Annotated in this window: 22 protein-coding genes and 2 tRNA genes; 13 read left to right on the forward strand and 11 right to left on the reverse strand. The window is 50.7% G+C overall.

From position 1 onward, the window contains the following. Genes K334_RS0103695 through K334_RS14375 form a run of 4 tightly spaced genes read right to left on the reverse strand, consistent with a single transcriptional unit; the run spans position 1 to position 2,216 of the window. The gene (locus K334_RS0103695) at positions 1 to 702 is read right to left on the reverse strand and encodes a DUF2461 domain-containing protein (protein WP_025880784.1); all 702 of its coding nucleotides are present in this window, start codon (positions 700 to 702) and stop codon (positions 1 to 3) included. 2 nt (positions 703 to 704) lie between these two features. Further along, entirely contained in the window at positions 705 to 1,355 is a 651-nt protein-coding gene (gene nth / locus K334_RS0103700; RefSeq protein ID WP_025880783.1) for an endonuclease III, read from the reverse strand. Between the two features lie 13 nt (positions 1,356 to 1,368). Beyond that, positions 1,369 to 1,986, reverse strand: coding sequence for an OmpH/Skp family outer membrane protein (locus tag K334_RS0103705; protein WP_021588501.1), 618 nt, complete (start codon positions 1,984 to 1,986; stop codon positions 1,369 to 1,371). A gap of 32 nt (positions 1,987 to 2,018) precedes the next feature. Next, on the reverse strand, positions 2,019 to 2,216 hold the full coding sequence (locus K334_RS14375; protein WP_025880782.1) for a hypothetical protein: 198 nt from the start codon (positions 2,214 to 2,216) through the stop codon (positions 2,019 to 2,021). Positions 2,217 to 2,362: 146 nt separating this feature from the next. Here K334_RS14375 and K334_RS0103710 point away from each other — a divergent pair, with 146 nt between their 5' ends. Beyond that, positions 2,363 to 3,820 carry an aminoacyl-histidine dipeptidase gene (locus tag K334_RS0103710; protein WP_025880781.1) on the forward strand — a complete coding sequence of 486 codons (1,458 nt, stop codon included), beginning with the start codon at positions 2,363 to 2,365 and terminating at the stop codon, positions 3,818 to 3,820. A gap of 181 nt (positions 3,821 to 4,001) precedes the next feature. Here the strand turns inward: K334_RS0103710 and K334_RS0103715 are convergent. The 3 genes from K334_RS0103715 to htpG all read right to left on the reverse strand — a co-directional run bounded on the left by K334_RS0103715 (position 4,002) and on the right by htpG (position 6,341). After that, a tRNA-Arg gene (locus K334_RS0103715) sits at positions 4,002 to 4,075 on the reverse strand. A 31-nt stretch (positions 4,076 to 4,106) separates the two neighbouring features. Continuing rightward, positions 4,107 to 4,180: transfer RNA gene (locus K334_RS0103720), tRNA-Arg, on the reverse strand. Between the two features lie 106 nt (positions 4,181 to 4,286). Further along, positions 4,287 to 6,341 carry a molecular chaperone HtpG gene (gene htpG, locus K334_RS0103725; protein WP_025880780.1) on the reverse strand — a complete coding sequence of 685 codons (2,055 nt, stop codon included), beginning with the start codon at positions 6,339 to 6,341 and terminating at the stop codon, positions 4,287 to 4,289. Positions 6,342 to 6,951: 610 nt separating this feature from the next. Here htpG and lysS point away from each other — a divergent pair. The 6 genes from lysS (at position 6,952) to K334_RS13445 (ending at position 13,271) form a co-directional block, all read left to right on the forward strand. After that, the gene (gene lysS / locus K334_RS0103730; RefSeq protein WP_027444536.1) at positions 6,952 to 8,688 is read left to right on the forward strand and encodes a lysine--tRNA ligase; all 1,737 of its coding nucleotides are present in this window, start codon (positions 6,952 to 6,954) and stop codon (positions 8,686 to 8,688) included. Next, positions 8,681 to 9,676, forward strand: a complete 996-nt coding sequence (locus K334_RS13440; RefSeq protein ID WP_025880779.1) for an NAD(P)H-dependent glycerol-3-phosphate dehydrogenase — start codon at positions 8,681 to 8,683, stop codon at positions 9,674 to 9,676. The genes lysS and K334_RS13440 overlap by 8 nt, the downstream gene beginning before the upstream one ends. A 57-nt stretch (positions 9,677 to 9,733) precedes the next feature. Continuing rightward, the gene (locus K334_RS0103740; protein ID WP_025880778.1) at positions 9,734 to 11,080 is read left to right on the forward strand and encodes a glucose-6-phosphate isomerase; all 1,347 of its coding nucleotides are present in this window, start codon (positions 9,734 to 9,736) and stop codon (positions 11,078 to 11,080) included. A gap of 3 nt (positions 11,081 to 11,083) precedes the next feature. Next, complete coding sequence (locus K334_RS0103745; protein ID WP_027444537.1) at positions 11,084 to 11,806, forward strand: inorganic diphosphatase; 723 nt, start codon at positions 11,084 to 11,086, stop codon at positions 11,804 to 11,806. 32 nt (positions 11,807 to 11,838) lie between these two features. Then, positions 11,839 to 12,744: a GYF domain-containing protein gene (locus K334_RS0103750; RefSeq protein WP_025880777.1), complete on the forward strand. Its 906-nt coding sequence runs from the start codon at positions 11,839 to 11,841 to the stop codon at positions 12,742 to 12,744. 146 nt (positions 12,745 to 12,890) lie between these two features. Continuing rightward, the gene (locus tag K334_RS13445) at positions 12,891 to 13,271 is read left to right on the forward strand and encodes a DoxX family protein (protein WP_238318958.1); all 381 of its coding nucleotides are present in this window, start codon (positions 12,891 to 12,893) and stop codon (positions 13,269 to 13,271) included. 116 nt (positions 13,272 to 13,387) lie between these two features. Here the strand turns inward: K334_RS13445 and K334_RS0103760 are convergent, their stop codons facing one another. Together K334_RS0103760 and mnmA are read right to left on the reverse strand one after the other, a co-directional pair. Further along, positions 13,388 to 14,125 carry a sigma-70 family RNA polymerase sigma factor gene (locus K334_RS0103760; protein ID WP_027444538.1) on the reverse strand — a complete coding sequence of 246 codons (738 nt, stop codon included), beginning with the start codon at positions 14,123 to 14,125 and terminating at the stop codon, positions 13,388 to 13,390. Between the two features lie 104 nt (positions 14,126 to 14,229). Continuing rightward, complete coding sequence (gene mnmA / locus K334_RS0103765) at positions 14,230 to 15,345, reverse strand: tRNA 2-thiouridine(34) synthase MnmA (RefSeq protein ID WP_036889949.1); 1,116 nt, start codon at positions 15,343 to 15,345, stop codon at positions 14,230 to 14,232. A 212-nt stretch (positions 15,346 to 15,557) separates the two neighbouring features. On the opposite strand from mnmA, the gene K334_RS0103770 reads away from it, so the two are divergent. Together K334_RS0103770 and K334_RS0103775 are read left to right on the forward strand one after the other, a co-directional pair. Next, entirely contained in the window at positions 15,558 to 16,520 is a 963-nt protein-coding gene (locus tag K334_RS0103770) for an SPFH domain-containing protein (protein WP_025880775.1), read from the forward strand. A gap of 27 nt (positions 16,521 to 16,547) precedes the next feature. Next, positions 16,548 to 16,763 (forward strand): type II toxin-antitoxin system antitoxin, encoded by a 216-nt coding sequence (locus tag K334_RS0103775; RefSeq protein WP_021588567.1) that lies wholly within the window; start codon positions 16,548 to 16,550, stop codon positions 16,761 to 16,763. A 268-nt stretch (positions 16,764 to 17,031) separates the two neighbouring features. Here K334_RS0103775 and K334_RS0103780 read toward each other — a convergent pair whose 3' ends face one another. Continuing rightward, the gene (locus K334_RS0103780) at positions 17,032 to 17,916 is read right to left on the reverse strand and encodes a DMT family transporter (RefSeq protein WP_027444541.1); all 885 of its coding nucleotides are present in this window, start codon (positions 17,914 to 17,916) and stop codon (positions 17,032 to 17,034) included. Between the two features lie 102 nt (positions 17,917 to 18,018). Between K334_RS0103780 and serB the strand changes: the two genes are divergently transcribed. Further along, positions 18,019 to 19,257 carry a phosphoserine phosphatase SerB gene (gene serB / locus K334_RS0103785; protein WP_025880773.1) on the forward strand — a complete coding sequence of 413 codons (1,239 nt, stop codon included), beginning with the start codon at positions 18,019 to 18,021 and terminating at the stop codon, positions 19,255 to 19,257. Positions 19,258 to 19,372: 115 nt separating this feature from the next. Here serB and K334_RS13450 read toward each other — a convergent pair whose 3' ends face one another. Next, on the reverse strand, positions 19,373 to 19,669 hold the full coding sequence (locus K334_RS13450; protein ID WP_021588519.1) for a hypothetical protein: 297 nt from the start codon (positions 19,667 to 19,669) through the stop codon (positions 19,373 to 19,375). 95 nt (positions 19,670 to 19,764) lie between these two features. Between K334_RS13450 and K334_RS0103795 the strand changes: the two genes are divergently transcribed. From K334_RS0103795 to K334_RS0103805, 3 genes are all read left to right on the forward strand, one after another. Next, positions 19,765 to 20,418, forward strand: coding sequence for a carbohydrate-binding family 9-like protein (locus K334_RS0103795; protein ID WP_025880771.1), 654 nt, complete (start codon positions 19,765 to 19,767; stop codon positions 20,416 to 20,418). 68 nt (positions 20,419 to 20,486) lie between these two features. Then, positions 20,487 to 22,199 carry a glutamine--tRNA ligase/YqeY domain fusion protein gene (locus K334_RS0103800; RefSeq protein WP_025880770.1) on the forward strand — a complete coding sequence of 571 codons (1,713 nt, stop codon included), beginning with the start codon at positions 20,487 to 20,489 and terminating at the stop codon, positions 22,197 to 22,199. Between the two features lie 118 nt (positions 22,200 to 22,317). Beyond that, positions 22,318 to 22,947: a DedA family protein gene (locus K334_RS0103805; RefSeq protein WP_025880768.1), complete on the forward strand. Its 630-nt coding sequence runs from the start codon at positions 22,318 to 22,320 to the stop codon at positions 22,945 to 22,947. The last annotated feature ends 8 nt before the right edge of the window (positions 22,948 to 22,955 follow it).

Consider the following 22,955-nt stretch of genomic DNA (forward strand, 5'->3'; position numbering starts at 1 on the left):
CTATTCGTAGTCGTCAATCACATTGTTCATGAAGTCCATCATGGGTTTGGCCACTTGAAAAATCCGTGCGGCTTCCTCCAGCCAGCCATCTCCTTCAAAGAAGTCATCCGCCACTTTGTGCCAGCAGCAATAATCTTTCATGCGTAGATATGCTATGTACTGATAATCTTTAGGAAAACCAGACGGACACGTCTTGAGGGCAGATATTCCAAATCCTTTCACTGATTGTTCCCAGTTTCCTTCGTTTGGATAACCGAACAATTTGACAAACCGGCCGTTTTCCACACATTTGCGCCATTGGTCTATATTGCCCATGATTTCATTCCGACACGACGTAAGAATATTCGTAGGCAACCAATAGCTGCCCACGGCTATCAAGCAGTTGCCTGGTTCCAAATGAATATAGTAGCCGCCACGTAACGCTTTTTTGCCCTTAGAGCAGATATAAGTTCCAAGATGTTGCTTGTAGGGCGACTTGTCCGGCGAGAAACGGGTGTCACGATTGAAGCGATATGTACAATCCTTCACCTGCAAATGGGCAATCTCATCGTCAAATGAACCGAAACGTGCAATGGCCTTGGCCACTCCCTCCTCGAAATCTTTCCGCACAGCCAGGTATTCCGGCTTGTGTTCCTGATACCAGTCACGATTATTGTTCTCAGCAATTGCACACAAATACTTCAATATCCGTCTTGCATCCATCGTTATTCCAATTTACTGTTTTTCATCAATTTGGGACATATCTTTTCAAATTCACACTGGTCGCACTTCGGCTTTTGACTTTGGCAAATATATCTGCCATGCAACAACAACCAATGATGCGCTTTAGGAATATCCTCGTTTGGAATGTGTCTTACCAGATATTCCTCCACCTTCTGCGGTGTCGAAGCCGTAGAAGGCACCAATCCCATCCGATGGCTGACCCGATAGACATGCGTGTCGACAGCCATCGTGGCTTTACCGAACCAAACGGCCTGAATCACATTGGCGGTTTTACGCCCTACGCCCGGCAACATCGTCAATTGCGCCATGTTGTCGGGAACTTCTCCACCAAACTTCTCTACAATCATTCGAGACATTTCCACCAAATGACGGCTCTTCGCGTTTGGGTAGCTTACGCTCTTCACATACTCAAAGACGTCTTCCACCTCTGCTTTCGCCATTGACTCCGCATCGGGATAGTGTCTGAACAACTCGGGAGTGATTTGATTGATTCGCTTGTCCGTACATTGCGCACTCAGCAATGTTGCCACCAACAACTGAAATGCGCTGCCAAATTGCAACTCAGTCGTTACAACAGGCAGCGTACTTCTAAAATGGTGCAATATGAATTCGTATCTTTCTTTACGAGTCATATTCTATTAGATATCATTTCTTTTCTTCCTTGGCAACAGTCTTTGCGGATGGTTTGTAAGCCTTGTTCAAACCGGCAATCACCTCTTTGGTAATGTCGTAGGCTTTGTCGGCATACAAGAGATTATCACCCTGCTTACTGAAGATGATGCTGAACTTCTTGTCCTGATTATAGACTTTCAAGAAATTCTGAATGCTATCGCGCAAGGCCATGTTATACTTGTCGGTCTCTGTCTGAAATTCTGTACTCAGACGCTGGTTCAGGGCCTGAAGGTCGTTGTTTTGCTTCTGCAAACCTGCCTGGATGGCTTCTGCCTGTTCACGCGTATAGGCATTCTGCTGCACTTTCTGTTGGAAATTGGCAGCAGCCGCCTGCAACTGCTGTTGCTTGGAGGCCAGCGTGTTCTGGATGTTCTGCCCCTTCTTCTGCAGTATCAGAGAATAATCTTTGCAGAATGTATACTGCGACATGATACTGTCAACCTCTACATAGGCAATCTTGAGACTGGCCGGCGCATTCTGTTCTACATCTGCTTTTGAATCCATTTTCGGACTCGACTGGTTACAAGAAGCCATGGCCATCGTTACCATTGCAGCCATTGTCAGACTGCTGATCATGTTTTTTCTTTTCATATTTTTGTTGCGATTTCTATATTGTCACACATCTAAGAAGAGACACGCCGTTTTCTGCGGGCCTCCTTGTCCTGGTCTATCACGCAATGAATGCCTTGCTTTCGTAGTCCGGGATTGTCATGAATATGCTGTGAAGAGAATCTGCCGTTCTTCTTGAACAACAGTTTGATAGATAATAAAGCCATACATATAGCAATTATTAACATGCTCAGAAGGAGTGTTTCTATCATTTTTGCTAATTTTGCACTACATCTTATGAAGATATAGGTGCAAAGATAGTGCAAATTGATGGAATAACAAAAATAAATCATCCATTTTTGTTCAACTGGCCATCGACCGAATCTTAATAAGAAAATAACGAATTAACGATTATATTATGGAAAAAAACGTATTACAACCCGCCAGTGTGTTTGAACAATTTGCGAAAATCAATACCATCCCCCGCCCTTCCAAGCATGAGGAAAAGATGATCGACTACCTCAAACAGTTTGGACAGCAACATAATCTTGAAACAAAAGTCGATGAAACGGGCAACGTACTGATTCGCAAACCTGCCACACCTGGCTATGAAAACCGTCCTACGGTCATCCTGCAAAGCCACATGGACATGGTGTGCGACAAACTTGTTGACGTTGATTTCGATTTCAATAACGACGCCATTCAAACCTACGTGGACGGAGAATGGCTGAAAGCCAAAGGAACAACATTAGGTGCCGACGACGGAATAGGTTGCGCCATCGAGCTGGCAGTGCTTGAAAGCAACGATTTTGAGCATGGTCCTTTGGAATGTGTATTCACCCGCGACGAAGAGACGCAGCTCACCGGCGCCATGGGAATGAAGGCCGGTTTCATGACGGGTGACTGGCTCATCAACTTGGACTCTGAAGATGAAGGACAGATATTTGTTTCCTGTGCCGGCGGCCGCAGTACGACTGCCACCTTCAACTTCAATCGCGAGGCTGCTCCCGACAACTACTTCTTTTTCGAGATATCCTTGAAGGGGCTTACCGGTGGACACTCCGGCGACGACATCAACAAGATGCGCGCCAATGCCATCAAAGTACTGACGCGTTTCCTTTACATCGAACAGGAGAAGACCGACCTGCGCCTTGCAAGTTTCAACTCGGGAAAACTCCATAACGCGATACCTCGTGACGGCAAGGTTGTATTCGCCGTTCCCGCAAACGAGAAAGAGAACGTTCGGGCAGACTGGAACATCTTCACGCACAACGTTGAAGACGAGTTCCACGTTACCGACACGACCATGGTTTTCAACATGGGCAGCACAGAAGCCACCCCGGTTCTTCCAGAAGGTGTCGGCCGCAAACTCATACAAGCTTTACAGGCTGTCGACAATGGAATCTTCTCCATGTGTCAGGACGAAGCCTTGGCCGGCATGGTCGAAACCTCCAGCAATGTGGCTGTAGTCAAGACTTTTGAGGACAAAATCGAGATTCTTGCGTCACAGCGCAGCAATGTGATGAGCAACCTCGACAACCAGTGCAACACCATCAAAGCTGTATTCCAGTTGGCCGGAGCACAGGTCATTCAAAACGACGGTTATCCTGCATGGAAGATGAATCCCAACAGCAAGCTGACCCAACTGGCCGTTGACGCCTATAAGAAGCTTTTCGGCAAGGACCCGGAGGTGAAAGGCATTCACGCCGGTCTTGAGTGCGGCCTCTTTTCCGAACGCTACCCCAACCTTGATATGGTATCGTTCGGCCCGACACTCCGCTACGTACATACACCCGAAGAGCGACTCCACATCCCTACCGTACAGATGGTTTGGGACCACTTGCTTGAAATACTCAAGAATGTCCCGGTGAAATAAGACAAAATCACATACCGTTCGATTCGCAAAAGCGAACCCAATGGTATGTCAAATCCCTAAAAGCGTTGTTTGTGCATGAAGAAATTCCAAGCAAACAACGCTTTTTATATACATCTCACCTTAATATGTATGGCATTGATAATAATAAAAGAGGTTCTCATCGTTGAGAACCTCTTGACGGTGACTTCGCTGGGATTCAAACCCGGAACCTTCTGATCCGTAGTCAGATGCTCTATTCAGTTGAGCTACGAAGCCAAAACCATTGTTGTCTGCGCTTCAAGAAAAGTGACTCCGCTGGGATTCAAACCCGGAACCTTCTGATCCGTAGTCAGATGCTCTATTCAGTTGAGCTACGGAGCCAAATTTCTGATTTGCGAGTGCAAAGGTAGCTACTTTTTCTGTAACTACCAAATGTTTGCACTCATTTTATCAAATAAATATTACAGCGTGTATATGACGCGCATATTTACCCTATCAAATCGACACTCCGCTTGAGGAAGGCGTCCAGAGAAGCACCCTTCAGCATGCCGTTTTGCAGCAAAGCCAAGTCTATCAGCTGATGAACGACGGCATTGCCCTTGGCATAAGTCGCGAGAATGTCGCGCTTCTTGGCACGCTCGTCCTGCAACGTCTTCTCTGTGTTGGCCAGGTCGTCCTTCTCCTCCTGCGTGATTTCCTCCGCTTTCTTCTTGTCCTGACTCTGACGGAGCGCAGACAGACGTGCCTGCTGCCCCTTGATTTCGCTCAAGACGGGCTTCAACTGCTCGGCCGTAGCCTTACCGGTGTCTTCAAGCACCTGCTTTACCAGCTTGTGGTCGCTGTTGAGTACCATCATATAGCTGTCGGGCATTTGGGCGTAAAAGTTCATGCCGGCTTGGAAATGGCTCATTTCCTTCATGCGACGCATATATTCGTTCTGCGTGATGACAACCGGTTGAGCCGTCTCTCCCAGCGCTTCCACCTCCACGCCGAACTCCGCCTTGTCGAGTTTAGGCATTTGGCTGCGGAACACTTCTGACAAATTGTCACGCTCGTCATCGGTCAGGTTGCTTGCTTTGGCGTCTTCCTTCACGATGATGCGGTCGATGATGTCGGAGTCAACACGGGTGAAGCGGCTCTTCTCCAACTTCTGTTCAAGCATCGACGTCATGGGAACGTCAAGCTCGCCATCCATCAACAGCACGCTGTAACCCTTGTTGCGGGCAGCCTCAATATAGCTGTATTGGTCGTCCTTGTTGGTGGCGTAGAGATAAATCAGGTTGCCGTCCTTGTCGGTTTGTTCACTCTGGATGAGCGACTTGTACTCCTCGAAGGTGAAATACTTGCCGTCCACGCTCTTCAACAGCGTGAAATCCTTGGCGCGATCGTAGAAGTCGGGCTGTGACAGCATGCCATAGTTGATGAAGAGTTTCAGGCTGTCCCACTTCTCCTCGTACTGCTTGCGGTCTTCCTTGAAAATGCTTTGCAGCCGGTCGGACACCTTCTTGGTGATGTAGGTGCTGATTTTCTTCACGTTGGCGTCGCTCTGCAAATAACTGCGGCTGACGTTCAACGGAATGTCGGGCGAATCGATGACACCATGCAGCAGCGTCAGGAACTCGGGCACGATACCCTCCACCTGGTCGGTGACGAACACCTGGTTGCAATAGAGCTGAATCTTGTTGCGCTGAAGTTCGATGTTGGAATGCACGCGGGGGAAATACAGAATGCCCGTCAGGTTGAAAGGATAGTCCACATTCAGGTGAATCCAGAACAACGGCTCGTCCTGCATGGGATAAAGCGTGCGGTAGAAGCTCTTGTAGTCTTCGTCCTTCAGCGTGCTGGGAGCCTTCACCCACAGCGGTTCCACATTATTAATAATGTTGTCCTCGGCCGTTTCCACCTGCTTGCCGTCCTTCCATTCGGTCTTCTTGCCGAAAGCCACCGGCACGATGAGGAACTTGCAATATTTGTTGAGCAGCTCTTCAATCTTGTTTTTCTCCAAAAACTCGGCGCAGTCGTCCGAAATATGCAGAACGATGTCCGAACCACGGTCGGCCTTCTCCGTCTCGTCAATCTCGAACGAGGGACTTCCGTCGCAACTCCACTTCACCGCCTGGCTGCCTTCCTTGTAGCTACGGGTGATGATTTCCACCTTGTCGGCCACCATGAAGGCCGAGTAGAATCCCAGTCCGAAATGGCCGATGATGGCATTGGCGTTGTCCTTGTATTTGTCCAGAAAGTCGGTGACACCCGAGAAGGCTATCTGATTGATATACTTGTCAATCTCCTCTGCCGTCATGCCGATACCACGGTCGCTGATGGTCAAGGTCTTGTTCTCCTTGTCCAGGCTGATTCGGACGGTCAGGTCGCCCAGTTCGCCGCTGAAATCACCACGTTCGGCCAGCGTCTTCATCTTCTGCGTGGCGTCGACGGCGTTCGACACCATCTCGCGCAGGAAGATTTCATGGTCGGAATAGAGAAACTTTTTGATGACAGGGAAGATGTTCTCGGTTGTAACCCCAATGTTTCCTTTTTGCATAATATGATTTTAAATTGTTATTTCTGCCCAGAGATAAGCAAAGAGCGTGCCAAAGAGCGTTGACGGATGGAGCATCGCCGGGTGGAAAGCCCCCTGTCATTGCTGTGAAAAATATTGACAAAAGGCTTCCGTACAATCGATTGTTTTCAAAGAAAAGCATTTCAGCCCGAAAAACGGCACCTTTCAAGACTTGCGCATCGCATTGTGAATCAGATACTTGCCATCATTCTCACCTTCATTGCCGCGAGACACGTTTCCAACGGCTGTGCTTTTGCACTCCAATCGTCGTGCTTTTACGACGCCAAAGCGCGGCGGTGACAGCACGGAAAGCCTGCTTTGAGAGCGGAGAAAGGGCCTTTTCAAGCTGAAAAAGACGCATGAGGAGCTTGCGACCACCGCTTCTTTGCGCGCAGAAAGCGCCACATCGGACTTGCAAACAGCTGGATGACACAGTTCAAACAAGCGTTTTTTACATGAAGAAAGTTGACAAAACAGCCAGCCAAAGACATGCTTTGCACCTTAATTAATATAGATAAACATTGAAAAAAGCCCCAATATCAAAAAATATTAGTAACTTCGCAACCATAAAGAATATATTCTATTTAAAACTATGAACGTATTAGAGTTAAGTGAACAGGAGATTGTGCGCAGGCAAAGTCTCCAAGAATTGCGCGACATGGGCATTGACCCATACCCCGCAGCCGAGTTTCCCACCAACGCTTTTTCTACCGATATAAAGGATCTTTACAGCGAAGATGAGAAAAGAGAGGTTGTGATTGCCGGCCGCATGATGAGCCGGCGGGTGATGGGAAAGGCCAGTTTCGCAGAGCTTCAGGATAGCAAAGGAAGGATTCAAGTATATGTTTCGCGCGACGAAATCTGCCCGGGCGAAGACAAGGACTTATATAACAAGGTGTTCAAGAAGCTGCTCGACATCGGTGATATCATTGGCGTGAAAGGCTTTGTGTTCAAGACTCAGACCGGAGAGATCAGTGTCCATGCGCTGGAACTGACCTTGTTGAGCAAGAGTCTCAAGCCGCTGCCCATCGTGAAGTACAAGGACGGCGTGGCCTACGACAAGTTCGACGACCCCGAGATGCGGGCCCGCCAACGCTACGTGGACCTCGTCGTGAACGACGGCGTGAAGGACACGTTCCTCAAGCGGGCCACCGTGCTGCGCACCATGCGCAACTTCTTCGACGAACACGGCTACACCGAGGTGGAGACCCCTACCCTTCAGAGCATTCCCGGCGGTGCTTCGGCCCGCCCGTTCATCACCCATTTCAACGCGCTCAACGTCGACATGTACATGCGTATCGCCACCGAACTGTATCTGAAGCGGCTCATCGTGGGTGGATTCGAGGGCGTCTACGAGATTGGAAAGAACTTCCGCAACGAGGGTATGGACAAGTTTCACAACCCGGAGTTCACCTGCATGGAACTCTACGTGCAGTACAAGGACTACAACTGGATGATGAACTTCACCGAACAACTGCTCGAAACCATCTGTAAGGCCGTGAACAACGGCAGCACCGAAGTGCGTAACGGCGACAATGTCATCTCTTTCAAGGCCCCGTTCCGCCGTCTGCCCATCCTCGACGCCATCAAGGAGAAGACCGGTTTCGACCTCAGCGACAAGACGGAAGACGAGATTCGCAAGATCGCCACGGTCGACTTGAAGATGGAAACCATAGACGAGACCTTCGGAAAGGGCAAGTTGATCGACGAGATTTTCGGCGAGTTCTGCGAAGGAACCTTCATCCAGCCCACCTTCATTACCGACTATCCCGTGGAGATGAGCCCACTCACCAAGATGCACCGTTCGAAGCCGGGACTGACCGAACGCTTCGAACTGATGGTCAACGGCAAGGAATTGGCCAACGCCTACTCGGAGCTCAACGACCCCATCGACCAGGAGGAGCGCTTCAAAGACCAGATGCAACTGGCCGACAAGGGCGACGACGAGGCCATGATCATCGACCAGGACTTCCTGCGTGCGCTGCAATACGGCATGCCTCCCACGTCGGGTATCGGCATAGGTATCGACCGTTTGTGCATGCTCATGATGGGCAAGGAGTTCATTCAGGAAGTGTTGCTCTTCCCACAGATGAAGCCCGAGGCCAAAATGCCGCAGAGCAGCATGAAGGAATGGGCCGAGATTGGCGTGGCGGAAGACTGGGTCTACGTGTTGCGCAAGGCCGGTTTCAACCTCATCAGCGACATCAGGGACCAGAAAGCCCAGGGGTTGCAGCAGAAGTTGGGTGAGATTGTCAAGAAATACAAGCTCGACTATCAGAAGCCGAGCGTGGAAGAGTTTCAAGCTTGGATAGACAAGGCCAATGCATAACTGCGGTAAGATAGCCATCATCGGCGGCGGTTCGTGGGCAACGGCCATCGCCAAGATTGTGATACGCCACACGCATCACATCGGTTGGTATATGCGTCGCGACGACAGGATTGCCGAATTCAAGCGTCTGGGGCACAATCCGGCCTACTTGATGGCGGCCCATTTCAACGTGGAAGAGGTCGATTTCTCAAGCGACATCAACCGTATCGTCGACGATTACGACACCTTGGTGTTCGTAACCCCTTCGCCCTACCTGAAGAATCACTTGAAGAAACTCACCACGTCGCTACGCGACAAGAACATCGTTTCGGCCATCAAGGGCATTGTTCCCGATGAGAACATCGTGGTGTCGGAATACTTCCATCAGGTGTGGGGTGTGCCCTACGACCGCATTGCCTGCATCGGCGGCCCGTCCCACTCGGAGGAAGTGGCCATGGAACGCCTCTCCTATCTCACGATAGGATGCAGCGACATCGCCAAGGCCCAGGCTTTCGCCGACATCATATCGAGCGAATTCATCAAGACCAAGACCTCGACCGACATCATCGGCATAGAGTATGCGGCGGTGTTGAAGAACGTCTATGCCATCGCCGCCGGCATTTGCCACGGCATGAAGTACGGCGACAACTTCCTGGCAGTGCTCATTGCCAACGCGGCGCAGGAGATGGGACGCTTCCTCAAGGCGGCCTATCCGGCCCAACGCTGCGTCGACGACAGCGCGTACATCGGCGACTTGCTGGTGACTTGCTACAGCAATTTCAGCCGCAACCGCACTTTCGGGACGATGATCGGCAAGGGCTATTCAGTGAAAAGCGCGCAGATAGAGATGGAGATGGTGGCCGAGGGCTACTATGGCACCAAGTGCATGAAGGAAATCAACGGCCACATGCGGGTGGACATGCCCATCCTCGACGCCGTCTACAGCATTCTCTACGAACGCCAAGGGGCGTCGCTCGTGATTCCACAACTGGCCAATCGTTTACAATAATCAACCCATGATCCGACAGACGACAGCGTCTTGTCCGGATTATAAATACAAACAACAATGAAAAGTATCACATTAGACATTACAAAAGCTAAACAGTTTCTTACCAAGGGTGCCGTAGAGGCATACGAAGCAAAGGTAAAAGACGCGCAGGAAGCACTCGAAAATGGCACTTGTGCCGGCAATGATTTCTTGGGTTGGCTGCATTTGCCATCCGGAATTAGCGAAGAATTTCTCAATGAAATACAGGTTGTAGCCGACACGCTGCGCAAGAAATGCGAAGTAATCGTGGTGGCCGGCATCGGCGGTTCCTACCTTGGCGCACGCGCGGTTATCGAGGCCTTGGGCAACAGCTTCGCATGGCTTGCCGACGACCGCACGAATCCTACGATTCTCTTTGCCGGCAACAACATCGGCGAAGATTATCTCTACGAGCTGACCACTTATCTGAAAGACAAGAAGTTCGGTGTCATCAACATATCGAAGTCGGGAACCACGACCGAAACGGCGCTCACCTTCCGCCTGCTGAAGAAACAATGCGAGGCCCAGCGCGGCAAGGAAGAGGCACGCGACGTCATCGTTGCCGTCACCGACGCCAAGAAAGGGGCTGCCCGCACCTGCGCCGACAAGGAGGGATACAAGAGCTTCGTCATCCCCGACAACGTGGGTGGACGCTTCTCGGTGCTCACACCTGTGGGCCTATTGCCTATCGCCTGCGCCGGCTTCGACATGAAAGCGCTTGTCAAGGGTGCCGCCGACATGGAGAAGGCGTGCGGCAAGGACGTGCCATTTGCCGAAAACATGGCCGCACGCTACGCCGCCACACGCCAGGCTCTCTACACGCAGGCCGGCAAGAAAATCGAGATTGTGGCCAACTTCCAGCCCAAACTCCATTTCATGGCCGAATGGTGGAAGCAACTCTACGGTGAAAGCGAGGGCAAGGATCTGAAGGGTATTTTCCCCGCAGCCTGCGACTTCACAACAGATCTCCACTCAATGGGCCAATGGATTCAGGAAGGCGAGCGCTCTATCTTTGAGACAGTAATCTCCGTTGAGACGCCACAGCACAAACTCGACTTCCCCCATGACGACGAAAACCTCGACGGTCTCAACTTCCTGGAAGGCAAACGGGTGGACGAAGTCAACAAGATGGCCGAACTGGGCACACGCATGGCACACGTGGACGGCGGCGTTCCCAACATCCTCATCAACATGCCGGAACTGACGGAGTACTACTTGGGCCAGCTCATCTACTTCTTCGAGCGGGCATGCGGCGTCAGCGGCTTGCTCCAAGGTGTCAATCCGTTCAACCAACCGGGCGTGGAGGCTTACAAGAAGAACATGTTTGCGCTACTCGACAAGCCCGGTTATGAGGCAGAGAGCAAGGCCATTCGTGAGAGATTGTAGACCATGCTCGAAGAAAAAATCAAACAATACTTAGGAGAACACGGCTTTGGGCGATTCTGTCCCAAGGCCGTTCTCTTTGACATGGACGGTGTGCTCTACGACAGCATGCCCCACCATGCCGTCGCCTGGCGGCAAAGCATGGCGCAATTCGATGTCAAGATGACGGCCGAAGACGCCTACGCGACCGAAGGTGCACGCGGTATCGACACGATACGGCACTTCGTGAAGGCGCAGAAAGGGCAGGAAATTTCGCTCGAAGAGGCGCAGAAAATGTACGATGTCAAGACCCATATATTCCACAACATGCCCGAAGCGCCGGTCTTCGATGGCGTCATAGAGGTGATGGAGCAGGCTTTCCGCCATGGCATGAGCGTCAACGTGGTTACCGGAAGCGGGCAAAAACCATTGATAGAAAGGCTGATTCGCGACTTTGGCGATTATCTCTCCAAAGACCATATCGTGACGGCATACGACGTGGAGCGGGGCAAGCCGCATCCCGCCCCATACCTGATGGGACTTCGGAAGGCCGGCGGACTGCACCCATGGGAGGCTGTCGTCGTCGAGAACGCGCCTCTGGGTGTCAGGGCCGGGGCTTCGGCCGGTATCTTCACGATAGGCGTCAACAGCGGACCGCTGCCCGACAAGGTGCTCTACGATGCGGGCGCGCATGTCGTTTATCGGAGGATGACCCAATTGAGCGACCACTTTGAAGAATTGTTTATATAAATATGTAGCTGTAAAACGAACTGAAAAGCAAGATGAAATACTTTATCATAGAAGACAACCGACAAGCCGGCCCCTTCAGCATAGAAGAGTTGAAGGCGAAGGGAATCTGTTCCGAGACGCTGGTGTGGGGCGAAGGAATGGCCAACTGGACGCCGGCATGGCAGGTGGAGGAACTCAAGAACCTCCTCTTCAACACCCAACCCGCCGCCACCCCACCGCCCTTCAACCCGCAGGAACATGCCGTCCCTGCAGCCGGCGGGCGGCAACCGAATGTGAATCAGCCCTACCAGGAGCCTCTGCTGCCACAAAAGTCCAAGGAAAAGAGACCATTGGGCAAAATCATCGCGGCACTGCTCGTCGTGATTGCGCTTCTTTTCGCTTTCACCAACCCCAGCAAGCGTGAACATCAAGACGCAATCGGCGACCGCCTGAACGTTTTCATGAACGCGAAAACGACCGATACGGGCGACGATGTCTTCTCTGTCGGCATGCGGTTGGTCAGCCGGATGATGACCGGGAGTATCATCAACGCGCTCAGCGAGGCCTTGGAATATCATAATTACATCTTCTTCTCGAAGACGACCGTCGCCTGGAACGACAAGGAACATACGGTTTCGTATGGCATTCTGGGCAAAGTCATCACGCTGAACGATGACGACATTGCCAGGGCATTGGGCAGGAAGAAGCTCAAAATGCTGAATCAAACGAACGAAAGCGAAGCGGTGGACGGACAAAAGTCTGATGATGAGAATGGAACCGAAGCGCCTGAAAGTGGTGAAAGCGATGAGGCTACGGAACAAATACCCAAGAAAGCCAAGGACAAAATCGTCAATTCCATCGGCGACATGGTGAAGAAGAAGGTGGCGGAAGAGGCCGACAGCACGACAGAAAAGGGGCTTGGCAAAATCATTGACGAGATTCTGGAGCTTTTCAAATAGACTTTCCCGACACAAAAGAAACATGATGGCACGACATTTGCCCATCTCTCCAATCTCCCTGATGACACAAAGGGAGTTTTATTAACAATCAAAAATTAAATGAAATGACTCTAACAAAAGATTTCCTGCGCAGCAATGACTGAGGATTGCTTGTATTGCGACTCACCGTCGGCGGCCTCATGCTGTTTCACGGAATCCATAAACTGACGGCCGGTGTCGGCTTCATCGGCGGCATGCTCGCGCAGATGGGACTGCCCCCCTTCATCGCCTATGGCGCGTTGGCTGCCGAGTTGGTCGCTTCCCTCATGATAATCATCGGCCTGTGGACACGTGCAGCCTCCGTGGTGTTTGCCGGCAACATGGTTGTCGCCATCCTCATGGCGCACCTCGGACAGATTTTCTCCGTCGACCCGATGACCGGCGGCTGGGCCATCGAACTGCCCATGCTCTATCTGCTCGGCGCGGTCGTGCTCTGTCTGACGGGCGGTGGCAGGTATGCGTTGACCAAGGGGAGCGTATTCGATTGAAAACGAAACCATTCCCTTTGAAGGAATGACAACCTCGAAAGCCAAGGGGCGCAACGGAAAGATGGTCTTTCCGTTGCGCCCCTGCACTTTCCAAGCCGTCAAAACCGACCGCCGGACTACAACTCCTTCAATGCGGGATTGTACTTGGCCAGCTTTCGCAACGCCGTCTTGCGTATCTGCCGCACCCGTTCGCGTTTCACCTCCAGCCGGTTGCCTATCTCCGCCAAGGTCGTATGGTCTTGGCCGATTCCATAAAAGGCGGCGATCACCACCCGCTCGCGGTCGTTCAACACGGTCATCGCCTCCTCCAGGGCCTTTCGGTCAAATGCCTCCACAGCCTCTCGGTCGGCTTCCGGCGCATCGCCGTCGTGCAACACATTCAAAAGGCTCACGTTCGCACCCGTTGCCAAGGGCGCGTCCACGGAGAAAGGCTTGCTGTTGGACTGTTCGATGGGATTCCTTTCGCCCCGCGGCAACCTGTAAATGCCGGCCTGTTCGTTCAACGCCCGCTCGATGGCCCTGCGTATATACATCTCCGCAAAAGCCACGAAACGCAGTCCCCGGCCTGCTTCAAACTTCTCCGCGGCCTGCAACAACGCCACGTTTCCCTCACTGATGAGGTCGTTCATGCCCAGCCCTTGTCCTTGAAAGTGCTTGGCAACGGCCACGACAAAGCGGAGATTGGCCTCCGTCAGCTTGTTCAAAGCCTGGCGGTCGCCCTGATGTATCCGTTCCGATAGGGCCTGCTCTTCCTCCATCGACAGCAAAGACTCTTTGCCGATTTCATCCAAATAAGCATTCAAAGAAGTGCTTTCACGCTCGGAAAGCGGCTTGCCTGTCTTTATCTTTCTCATACGTTACAATTCAAATGAACAACAGCAACGCACACACAGCATTGCTTTCTGCAAATGTACGAAAAAGAATAAGGATTCAAAAGAAAAACGGAATAAATTCAACATCAGAAGGTTATCTCGGCACTGCCGTAACAACGGTGATGTCTCTCGTCGTAGACCACGCAGAACTGGCCCGGCGCAACACCGTGGATGGCGGTCTCCGAATGAATGATAAACTCACGGTCGGACAGCCGTTCGACCACAGCCGGGTGATATTCGGGGGTATGGCGAATCTTGAACGTCACCTTGCCACCCGACGGGAGCACGTCCTTGCGGGTGAGAAAATGGAAATCATGCACCTTAAAGTCTTGCTTGTAAGCCGTCGCAGGGTCGTAACCATGACTGACATACAGCACGTTGCGCTCCACATCCTTCTTCACTACAAACCAAGGACCGCCGCCGAAGCCCAGTCCTTTGCGCTGTCCGATGGTGTGATACCACAGTGCCCGGTGCTCACCTATCTTGCAGCCGGTCTCCAATTCGATGACGTCGCCCGGGCAATCGCCCAGATAACGACGCAGATAATCATTGTAATTGATTTGTCCCAAGAAGCAAATGCCCTGGCTGTCCCTGCGCTTGGCGTTGACCAAATGCTCGGCTTCGGCAATCTCGCGCACCTCGTCCTTCACGTGGTGGCCTATCGGAAAGATGGCCTTGCGCAACTGCCAGTCGTAAATCTGTGCCAGAAAGTCGGTCTGGTCCTTCACCGGATCGGGACTCGTCACGAGCCATTTTTCGCCATTCACGACCTCCGTCCGGGCATAATGGCCCGTGGCGATCAGGTCATAGTCGTGCCCCATCTTCTCATCGAAGGCCCCGAACTTGATCAATCGGTTGCACATGACGTCGGGATTGGGCGTGAATCCGGCCTTCACCTTCTCCATCGTGTAGCGCGTCACTTGGTTCCAATACTCCTTGTGGCAGTCGACGACCTGCAATCGGCAGCCATATTTGGCCGCAACGGCCGTGGCCATCTCCAGGTCTTCCTCACTCGAACAGTCCCATTCCTCCTTTTCCTCGGGGCCAATCTTGATGTAGAAACAGTCGGGATGAAGCCCCAGACGGGCAAACTCCCAAACGACGACACTGCTGTCGACACCCCCCGACAGCAGCACGGCAACGCGCTTCTGACGAAGTTCATCGACGGTGAGCCCGTCTATCTTGTCTTCTTCGGTTATCATCATGGGTGCAAAGTTACGAAAAGAAGGGATAACGTAGAAGCTGGACAGAAGCCGTCGAGGGTTAATATACATTAAATATAAGGCACACATGATACAACTTGTCAAACCATCGCTTATCTTTGCAATATCAAAATGATATCATTTTAAATGCAATCGACATGCTTTCGGGCTTATCAAGACAACTTATTATTCACCTTTAAAACCATAACGACATGGAAGAGAAAAACTTCAAAAGCGAAACGAAGCAGGAAGTGCTGTTCAACGGGCTGACCCTAAACGGTTTTCTGGCCCTGTTTCTGATTCTGGCCGGCCTCGGCATAGGCGGCTATTGGGCCTATCTGGGCATTGCGTATGCCCATAACGTCAGCGTCGCGGGCGGCATTCTGCTGATCGCCGCCAGCCTGTTTTGCCAAAAAGGACTCGTGCGACAAGAGCCCAATGAGGCCCGCGTCATGATGTTCTTCGGATCCTACAAGGGCACTTTCAAGAAAGTGGGCTTCTACTGGGTCAACCCTTTCATCAACACCAAGAAGCTTTCGCTGCGCGCCCGCAACCTCGATGCCGAACCGATAAAGGTGAATGACAAGCAGGGAAACCCAGTCATGATTGGGCTGGTGCTGGTTTGGAAGCTCTCTGACACGTATAAGGCAATGTTCGAAATCGACGCGCAGACGATGGCCAACACCACTCAGGTGGGCAACAACGTGAATCTGATTATGAAAGCGTTCGAAAACTTCGTCAAGATACAGAGCGACGCGGCCCTTCGCCAGACGGCCGGACAGTACGCATACGACGCCAATGAGAGCGACGACGCAATGACCCTGCGGGGCGGAGGCGATGAAATCAACAGGCAACTGGAAGCCAAACTCAACGAAAGACTGGCCATGGCGGGCATTGAAATCGTAGAGGCGCGCATCAACTACCTGGCCTATGCGCCCGAGATTGCGGCTGTCATGCTGCGCCGCCAGCAAGCCGACGCCATCATCGCGGCCCGCGAGAAGATTGTGGAAGGTGCGGTGAGCATGGTGAAAATGGCCATCGACAAGATTGCCGAGAACGACGTTGTGGAACTGGACGACGACAAGAAGGCCGCCATGGTGAGCAATCTGATGGTGGTGCTGTGCGGCGAAGACAACGCGCAGCCTGTCGTCAACACGGGAACGTTGAACATGTAAGCCGCCGAAAGGCTGTCAATACAGAAAATGGCTAAGAAAGAAACAAACACGAAATCATTCATCCTGCGGCTCGACGGCGACACGATGGCGGCCGTAGAGCGGTGGGCGGCCGACGAATTTCGCAGTATCAACGGCCAGATGCAATGGATCATAGCCGAGGCGCTGCGCAAGAGCGGGCGGTTGCCCAAGAAGCGAAAAGCCAAGAACGAAGAGACGACCGAGACAAACCTGCCTTCCGAATAGACAATCGCTGTGCTTTCAACTTGTAGAAGCACAGCGATTGCGCGCTGAAAGCAGCCCTTTTGGCTCCTGAACGGCCCCCTTTTAGAGGATAAAAGCACAGCTTTGACACCGTCATGCGGGGCCCCGCATTTTACCAAAAGCCATAAGTCGTTGATAAACAAGGCCTTTATTTGATACAGAAAACAACTTCTTCATCCGTCCCAACCTTATCTATTACACACGTTTTGACCATCAGGATGGCGCAGAAAGGCTATTCACAGGAATCATGTCAGCCGTTGGTTCTTTTGGAAAGAATCAACACGATGACGGCGGAAAGAATCAGGAGGATTCCGACGGCCAGTCGGAATGAGAAGCTTTCGGCAAAGACACACACGCCGATGACGACCGCCGTGACAGGTTCGAGCGCCCCCATGATGGCAGCGGGAGTGCTGCCGATATTCTTGATGGCAATGGTCATGCAGAAAAGGCTCAACACCGTGGGCAGCAAAGCCAGCTGAAGGGCGTTGACCCACTGGGGAACGGTGGTCAGAAGTTGCAACGTGTCGCCTGAAATCCAGGTGAAGGCGAGGATGCACAACAGGCCGAACAGCACGATCCAGAACGTAAACTTCAACGACGAATAGGAGGTTTGAAAACGGTTGACGCCGATGATATAAAACGCGTAAAGCAGGGATGACTGCAAAACCAGGCTGATACCGACCGGTGAAAGCGTGCCCGAGCCGTCTCCTCGATAGAGCAGTCCGATGCCAGTGACGGCCATGATGATGGAACCCGTTGTGCCCCAGGTGATTCGTTCATGAAAGAAAGCGACCATCAGCACCGCCGTCATGATGGGATAGCAAAACAGGATGGTGCTGGCAATGCCCGCATCCATGTGGTGGAAGCTGAGATAGAGCGTGACGGATGACATGGCGAAGAAAGCGCCGAGCACCGCAAAACGGATGGCGTGGCCCAACTTGATGTGAAAGTCTTCGCCTTTGACCACCATCCAGAGGGCAAACATCGCGACGGCCAGCGCGTAGCGATAGAACAAAACGGAGCTTGAAGTAATGCCATCCTGGTAGAGATAGAGTGTACCCAGGGGGTTGGTACCATAGAAAACAGCGGCTAAAATACCGGCCGCAAAGCCTTTTGCCTTGGAATTCATCTGCATTTCGTATTTGAATGCAAAAGTAGTAAAACTTTAAGTCTTAACTAATGGCTTTGGAGAAAAGTTGCTACCTTTGCAATGAAAGTAAACGAATAAAATCCCATTATGGAACAAATCAAGAAAGAACAGATATTGATCAGCATTACCGGACAGGACCGCCCGGGGCTGACTGCGTCGATCATGACGATTCTCTCCCGCTACAATACGCAGATACTCGACATCGGACAGGCCGACATCCATAGCACCTTGTCGCTCGGAATCCTCGTCAGAATGGATGAAAGCTACTCCGGACAGGTGATGAAGGAGTTGCTTTTCAAGACCACCGAACTGGGAGTGAACATCGGATTCTCGCCCATCAGCGACCTCGAATACGAAAGCTGGGTGGGCAGGCAAGGCAAAAACAGGTATATCCTGACCATCATCGGCAGGCAGTTGGCAGCCAAGCAGATTGCTTCAGCCACACAAATCATTGCGGCGCAAGGCTTGAACATCGACTCGATTCTGCGGCTGACCGGTCGCCAGAGCATTCTAAACCCGGAGAAGAACGTCAGGGCCTGCATTGAATTTTCACTGCGGGGAACACCGGAAAACAACGGCCAAATGCAGGAACAGCTGATGAAGATGTCGGCCGACATGGGCATAGACTTCTCTTTCCAGCGAGACGACATGTACCGCAGAATGCGCCGTCTCATCTGCTTCGACATGGACTCGACGCTGATTCAGACGGAATGTATCGACGAACTGGCCGAGCGTGCCGGGGTCGGAGACCAGGTAAGGGAGATTACCGAGAGGGCAATGAGGGGCGAAATAGACTTCCAGGAGAGTTTCACGGAAAGGGTGAAACTGCTCAAGGGCTTGGATGCGCATGTCATGCAGGACATCGCCGAACACCTGCCCATCACGGAAGGGACTGACCGTCTCATGTCGGTATTGAAGACATGTGGCTACAAGATTGCGATTCTCAGTGGTGGCTTCACCTACTTCGGCGAATATCTGCAACGCCGCTACGGCATTGATTATGTCTATGCCAACGAACTGGAGATTGACGAAAACGGCAAACTCACGGGCAATTATCTGGGCGAAATCGTAGACGGACACCGCAAAGCCGAACTACTGAAGCTGATTGCGCAGGTGGAAAAGGTGAATCTGGCACAGACAATAGCCGTCGGCGACGGTGCCAACGACCTGCCCATGATCTCTGAAGCGGGTCTGGGTATCGCCTTCCATGCCAAGCCTAGGGTTGTGGCCAACGCCAAACAAAGTATCAACAACATCGGACTGGACGGCATTCTCTACTTCCTCGGATTCAAAGACAGCTACCTCGGAGAGCAAGGAAGGCTGTGATGGCCCCAAAAAGTTGAATATTAAACTACACGTTGGTTTCGATTTATTGCTGTCCGGTAAACCTTTTTCCCGCATATAAAAGTTTACTGGACAGCAATAATTAATCACCTCAGAATTACTTATAATCAATATGAATATTTTTTTCAGCCATATCAAGTTGAACTTTTGGAGTTTCATCTAAATAAAACGTATTTGATTTTACTGATTGGGCTAAAACCTCACGAGAAACTTTCTTTCTTGCGACCCAGTTACTCACCTTAGCTTCAGTTCTTGGCTCAAATAATTCCCAACCTTGCAATGTCAGATAATTTAGACCATCTATTTGGTTGTTGAAAACAACAGTTCGCCCAACTTCATTTTTTAAAATAGATGGTTTGGACATTGCCAGACATAAAGAGACTAAAACAAGCAAAAAGGTCGATTTTCGTTAAACTTCCTATTTACGGCAAATATCATACTGTTTTTTTTCGTAAATTTGCAAGGAAGTAATCATATAAATATTGTTTTATGGAAAATATAAAAGTGGCCAGGCTTGAAACGCAATCTATAGATCTCAGCACGGCGATAAAGTTGCTGGATGAACAACATGTAGCATATACTGATGTGACCAACGCCAACTGGTCTGCCGATTATCCTTACAAACCTGAGTTTTCATTCCGTATGGCACATAACGGCCAATGCCTAATCATAGAATATCGCGTGAAAGAAACAAGCATTGCTTCCGTTGCCGGCCGTGACAATGGCAAAGTGTGGGAAGATTCCTGCTGCGAATTTTTCTCACAGCTTCCTGGCGATGACTTCTATTATAATATGGAATGTAATTGCACCGGCCGGTTGCTTATCGGATGTGGTCCGGTCCGTGAAGGCCGACAGCTGGCTCCTGCATCTGTTCTTGACAAAGTGATGAGATGGAGTTCGTTAGGTTCGGATGACATAGCACTTACTGAAGGCGATTTCACTTGGAACATGGTTCTTGTCATTCCCACAGAGGCATGGTTTCAATCTAATATCCAGAGCTTTGACGGTATGAAGTTGAAAGCCAACATTTATAAATGTGGTGACAAATTGAGCCGGCCACATTTCCTGTCATGGAACAAGGTCGACATCGAGAAGCCGGATTTCCATCGTCCAGATTTCTTTGGCGACATACTCATGGGATAATAAGGCAGAGCTTTATTTTGTAAATTGATACTTTTCTATTACTTTTGCATTATTAATAGAGTAAGAATATGGCAGTTACAGAAGAATTACCAAAAGAGGAAAAGCGTGGAATAAGTTTTGTAGAACAACTTGTCGAGAAGGACTTGGAGGAAGGAAAAAACAATGGCCGAATCCAAACTCGTTTCCCGCCGGAGCCCAACGGCTATCTCCATATCGGGCATGCCAAGGCCATCTGCATGGATTTCGGTATAGCAGAGAAATACAAGGGCATATGTAATTTGCGCTTTGATGACACGAATCCCAGCAAGGAAAATACGGAATATGTCGAAAACATCCTGAATGACATTGAGTGGTTGGGCTTCAAATGGCAAAATATCTATTACGCATCTGATTATTTCGAGAAGCTGTGGGAGTTTGCTGTCTGGATGATTCAGAAAGGACATGCCTATGTTGATGAGCAGACAGCCCAGGAAATCGCCGACCAGAAGGGAACGCCAACCACTCCCGGAACTGCCAGTCCCTATAGAGACAGACCTGTGGAGGAAAATCTCAGGCTGTTCGAGCAGATGAATACGCCAGAAGCCGTGGAAGGCAGCATGGTGCTTCGTGCGAAACTTGACATGGGCAACTCCAACATGCACTTTCGCGATCCCATCATGTACAGAATCATTCATATCCCACACCACCGGACAGGTACGAAGTGGCACGCCTACCCCATGTATGACTTTGCACATGGACAAAGCGACTTCTTTGAAGGGGTGACCCATAGCATCTGCACGCTTGAGTTTGTCCCCCATCGTCCGCTATACGACAAATTTGTCGATTTCTTGTTGGAAAAAGAAAATGACAGCAACGCCAATTACAGACCTCGGCAGATAGAGTTCAACCGACTCAACCTGACCTATACGGTGATGAGCAAGCGCAAGTTGCACGCCTTGGTTGACATGCACCTGGTCAATGGGTGGGACGACCCTCGCATGCCGACATTGTGTGGAATGCGTCGTAGAGGTTATAGCCCAGAGAGCATTCGCAACTTCATCGACTCCATCGGCTATACGAAATTCGACGCCTTGAACGACATCGCTCTACTGGAGTCTTGTGTGCGCGAAGACTTGAACAAGAGAGCCTTCCGCGTGAGTGCCGTACTTGATCCCGTGAAATTGGTTATAACCAATTATCCCGAAGATTTGAAAGAAGAATTAGTCGCTGTCAACAATCCGGAAAACGAACAGGATGGCACACATACCATAACGTTCTCAAAGAATTTATGGATAGAACGTGACGACTTCATGGAAGAAGCTCCGAAGAAGTTCTTCCGTATGACTCCCGGCAAAGAGGTTCGTCTGAAGAATGCCTATATCGTCACCTGTACAGGCTGTACAAAGGATGAGAATGGCAACATCATAGAAATTCAGGCAGAATACGATCCAACAAGCAAGAGTGGTGAGAGCGGAGCCAACAGGAAAGTGAAAGGTACATTGCATTGGGTGTCTGCCGATGATTGCCAGAAGGCGGAGGTTCGTGAGTACGACCGTCTCTTCACGGTGGAAGACCCGTCCGCAGACGAACGTGACTTCTTGGATTTGCTCAATAAAGACAGCTATATCGTAAGGAACAATTGTTATATAGAAAACTGGGCAGCCGAAAAACAGCCTGGCGAGTATTTGCAGTTCCAACGAATCGGATATTTCATGAAAGATCCCGACTCCGTGGCTGAACATTTGGTTTTCAACAAGACCGTCGGCTTGAAAGACGCATGGGCAAAACTTAACACCAAGTAAATACAGTTGAGCCATAGGCGAATCCTATGGCTCAATTTGTTTGCAATCAAAAAAGCCTTACACGCGTCCCCCTATTCCATTATCTTACAAACAACAAGTAACATTTTAGACTTCAATCATGTCCATACTCTCTTATCTTCTAAATAATCTCAATTATTTCACGGTATGGTTCCTTATGCTGTTGGAAAGCACAGTGATACCGGTTCCCTCGGAATTAGTCGTTTCGCCTGCCGCCTATCATGCGGCAGGAGGCAACCTGAACATCTGGCTTGTCATCCTGTTGGCGACAGTGGGCGCCGATTGCGGTGCGACCATCAACTATGTTGCAGGCTATTATCTGGGGCGCCCCATCATCTATCGCTTTGCCGAAAGCAAGTGGGGAAAGCTTTGCTTGCTTAACAGACAAAAGGTCGAGAAAAGCGAAGCCTACTTCAACAATCACGGCATGGTTGCGACCATAACGGGCAGGCTGATTCCCGGAATCAGACACCTGATATCCATTCCCGCCGGTCTTGCAAAGATGCACTATGGAAAGTTTTTGCTTTATACGACGATAGGTGCCGGCGTTTGGAATTGCATTCTCGCTTTCCTGGGATGGTATCTGTATTCCATTGTACCCGAAGACAAACTTGGAGAAGCCATAGAATCCTATAGCGAATACATCAAATATGCAATCATAGGTGCGCTTGTGTTGGCAATTGCCTATTTTGCCCTGCGGAAAACCATCAAATCATATAAAAAGAATTAAATTACGGA

This window comes from Segatella baroniae DSM 16972 = JCM 13447, assembly GCF_000426585.1.
GTDB lineage: Bacteria > Bacteroidota > Bacteroidia > Bacteroidales > Bacteroidaceae > Prevotella > Prevotella baroniae.

Bases quoted from the DNA above. Each gene is read 5' to 3' on its own strand.
- K334_RS0103695 (WP_025880784.1), bottom strand. From the start codon at position 702: ATGGATGCAAGACGGATATTGAAGTATTTGTGTGCAATTGCTGAGAAC.
- nth (WP_025880783.1), bottom strand. From the start codon at position 1,355: ATGACTCGTAAAGAAAGATACGAATTCATATTGCACCATTTTAGAAGT.
- K334_RS0103705 (WP_021588501.1), bottom strand. From the start codon at position 1,986: ATGAAAAGAAAAAACATGATCAGCAGTCTGACAATGGCTGCAATGGTA.
- K334_RS14375 (WP_025880782.1), bottom strand. From the start codon at position 2,216: ATGATAGAAACACTCCTTCTGAGCATGTTAATAATTGCTATATGTATG.
- K334_RS0103710 (WP_025880781.1), top strand. From the start codon at position 2,363: ATGGAAAAAAACGTATTACAACCCGCCAGTGTGTTTGAACAATTTGCG.
- htpG (WP_025880780.1), bottom strand. From the start codon at position 6,341: ATGCAAAAAGGAAACATTGGGGTTACAACCGAGAACATCTTCCCTGTC.
- lysS (WP_027444536.1), top strand. From the start codon at position 6,952: ATGAACGTATTAGAGTTAAGTGAACAGGAGATTGTGCGCAGGCAAAGT.
- K334_RS13440 (WP_025880779.1), top strand. From the start codon at position 8,681: ATGCATAACTGCGGTAAGATAGCCATCATCGGCGGCGGTTCGTGGGCA.
- K334_RS0103740 (WP_025880778.1), top strand. From the start codon at position 9,734: ATGAAAAGTATCACATTAGACATTACAAAAGCTAAACAGTTTCTTACC.
- K334_RS0103745 (WP_027444537.1), top strand. From the start codon at position 11,084: ATGCTCGAAGAAAAAATCAAACAATACTTAGGAGAACACGGCTTTGGG.
- K334_RS0103750 (WP_025880777.1), top strand. From the start codon at position 11,839: ATGAAATACTTTATCATAGAAGACAACCGACAAGCCGGCCCCTTCAGC.
- K334_RS0103760 (WP_027444538.1), bottom strand. From the start codon at position 14,125: ATGAGAAAGATAAAGACAGGCAAGCCGCTTTCCGAGCGTGAAAGCACT.
- mnmA (WP_036889949.1), bottom strand. From the start codon at position 15,345: ATGATAACCGAAGAAGACAAGATAGACGGGCTCACCGTCGATGAACTT.
- K334_RS0103770 (WP_025880775.1), top strand. From the start codon at position 15,558: ATGGAAGAGAAAAACTTCAAAAGCGAAACGAAGCAGGAAGTGCTGTTC.
- K334_RS0103775 (WP_021588567.1), top strand. From the start codon at position 16,548: ATGGCTAAGAAAGAAACAAACACGAAATCATTCATCCTGCGGCTCGAC.
- K334_RS0103780 (WP_027444541.1), bottom strand. From the start codon at position 17,916: ATGCAGATGAATTCCAAGGCAAAAGGCTTTGCGGCCGGTATTTTAGCC.
- serB (WP_025880773.1), top strand. From the start codon at position 18,019: ATGGAACAAATCAAGAAAGAACAGATATTGATCAGCATTACCGGACAG.
- K334_RS0103795 (WP_025880771.1), top strand. From the start codon at position 19,765: ATGGAAAATATAAAAGTGGCCAGGCTTGAAACGCAATCTATAGATCTC.
- K334_RS0103800 (WP_025880770.1), top strand. From the start codon at position 20,487: ATGGCAGTTACAGAAGAATTACCAAAAGAGGAAAAGCGTGGAATAAGT.
- K334_RS0103805 (WP_025880768.1), top strand. From the start codon at position 22,318: ATGTCCATACTCTCTTATCTTCTAAATAATCTCAATTATTTCACGGTA.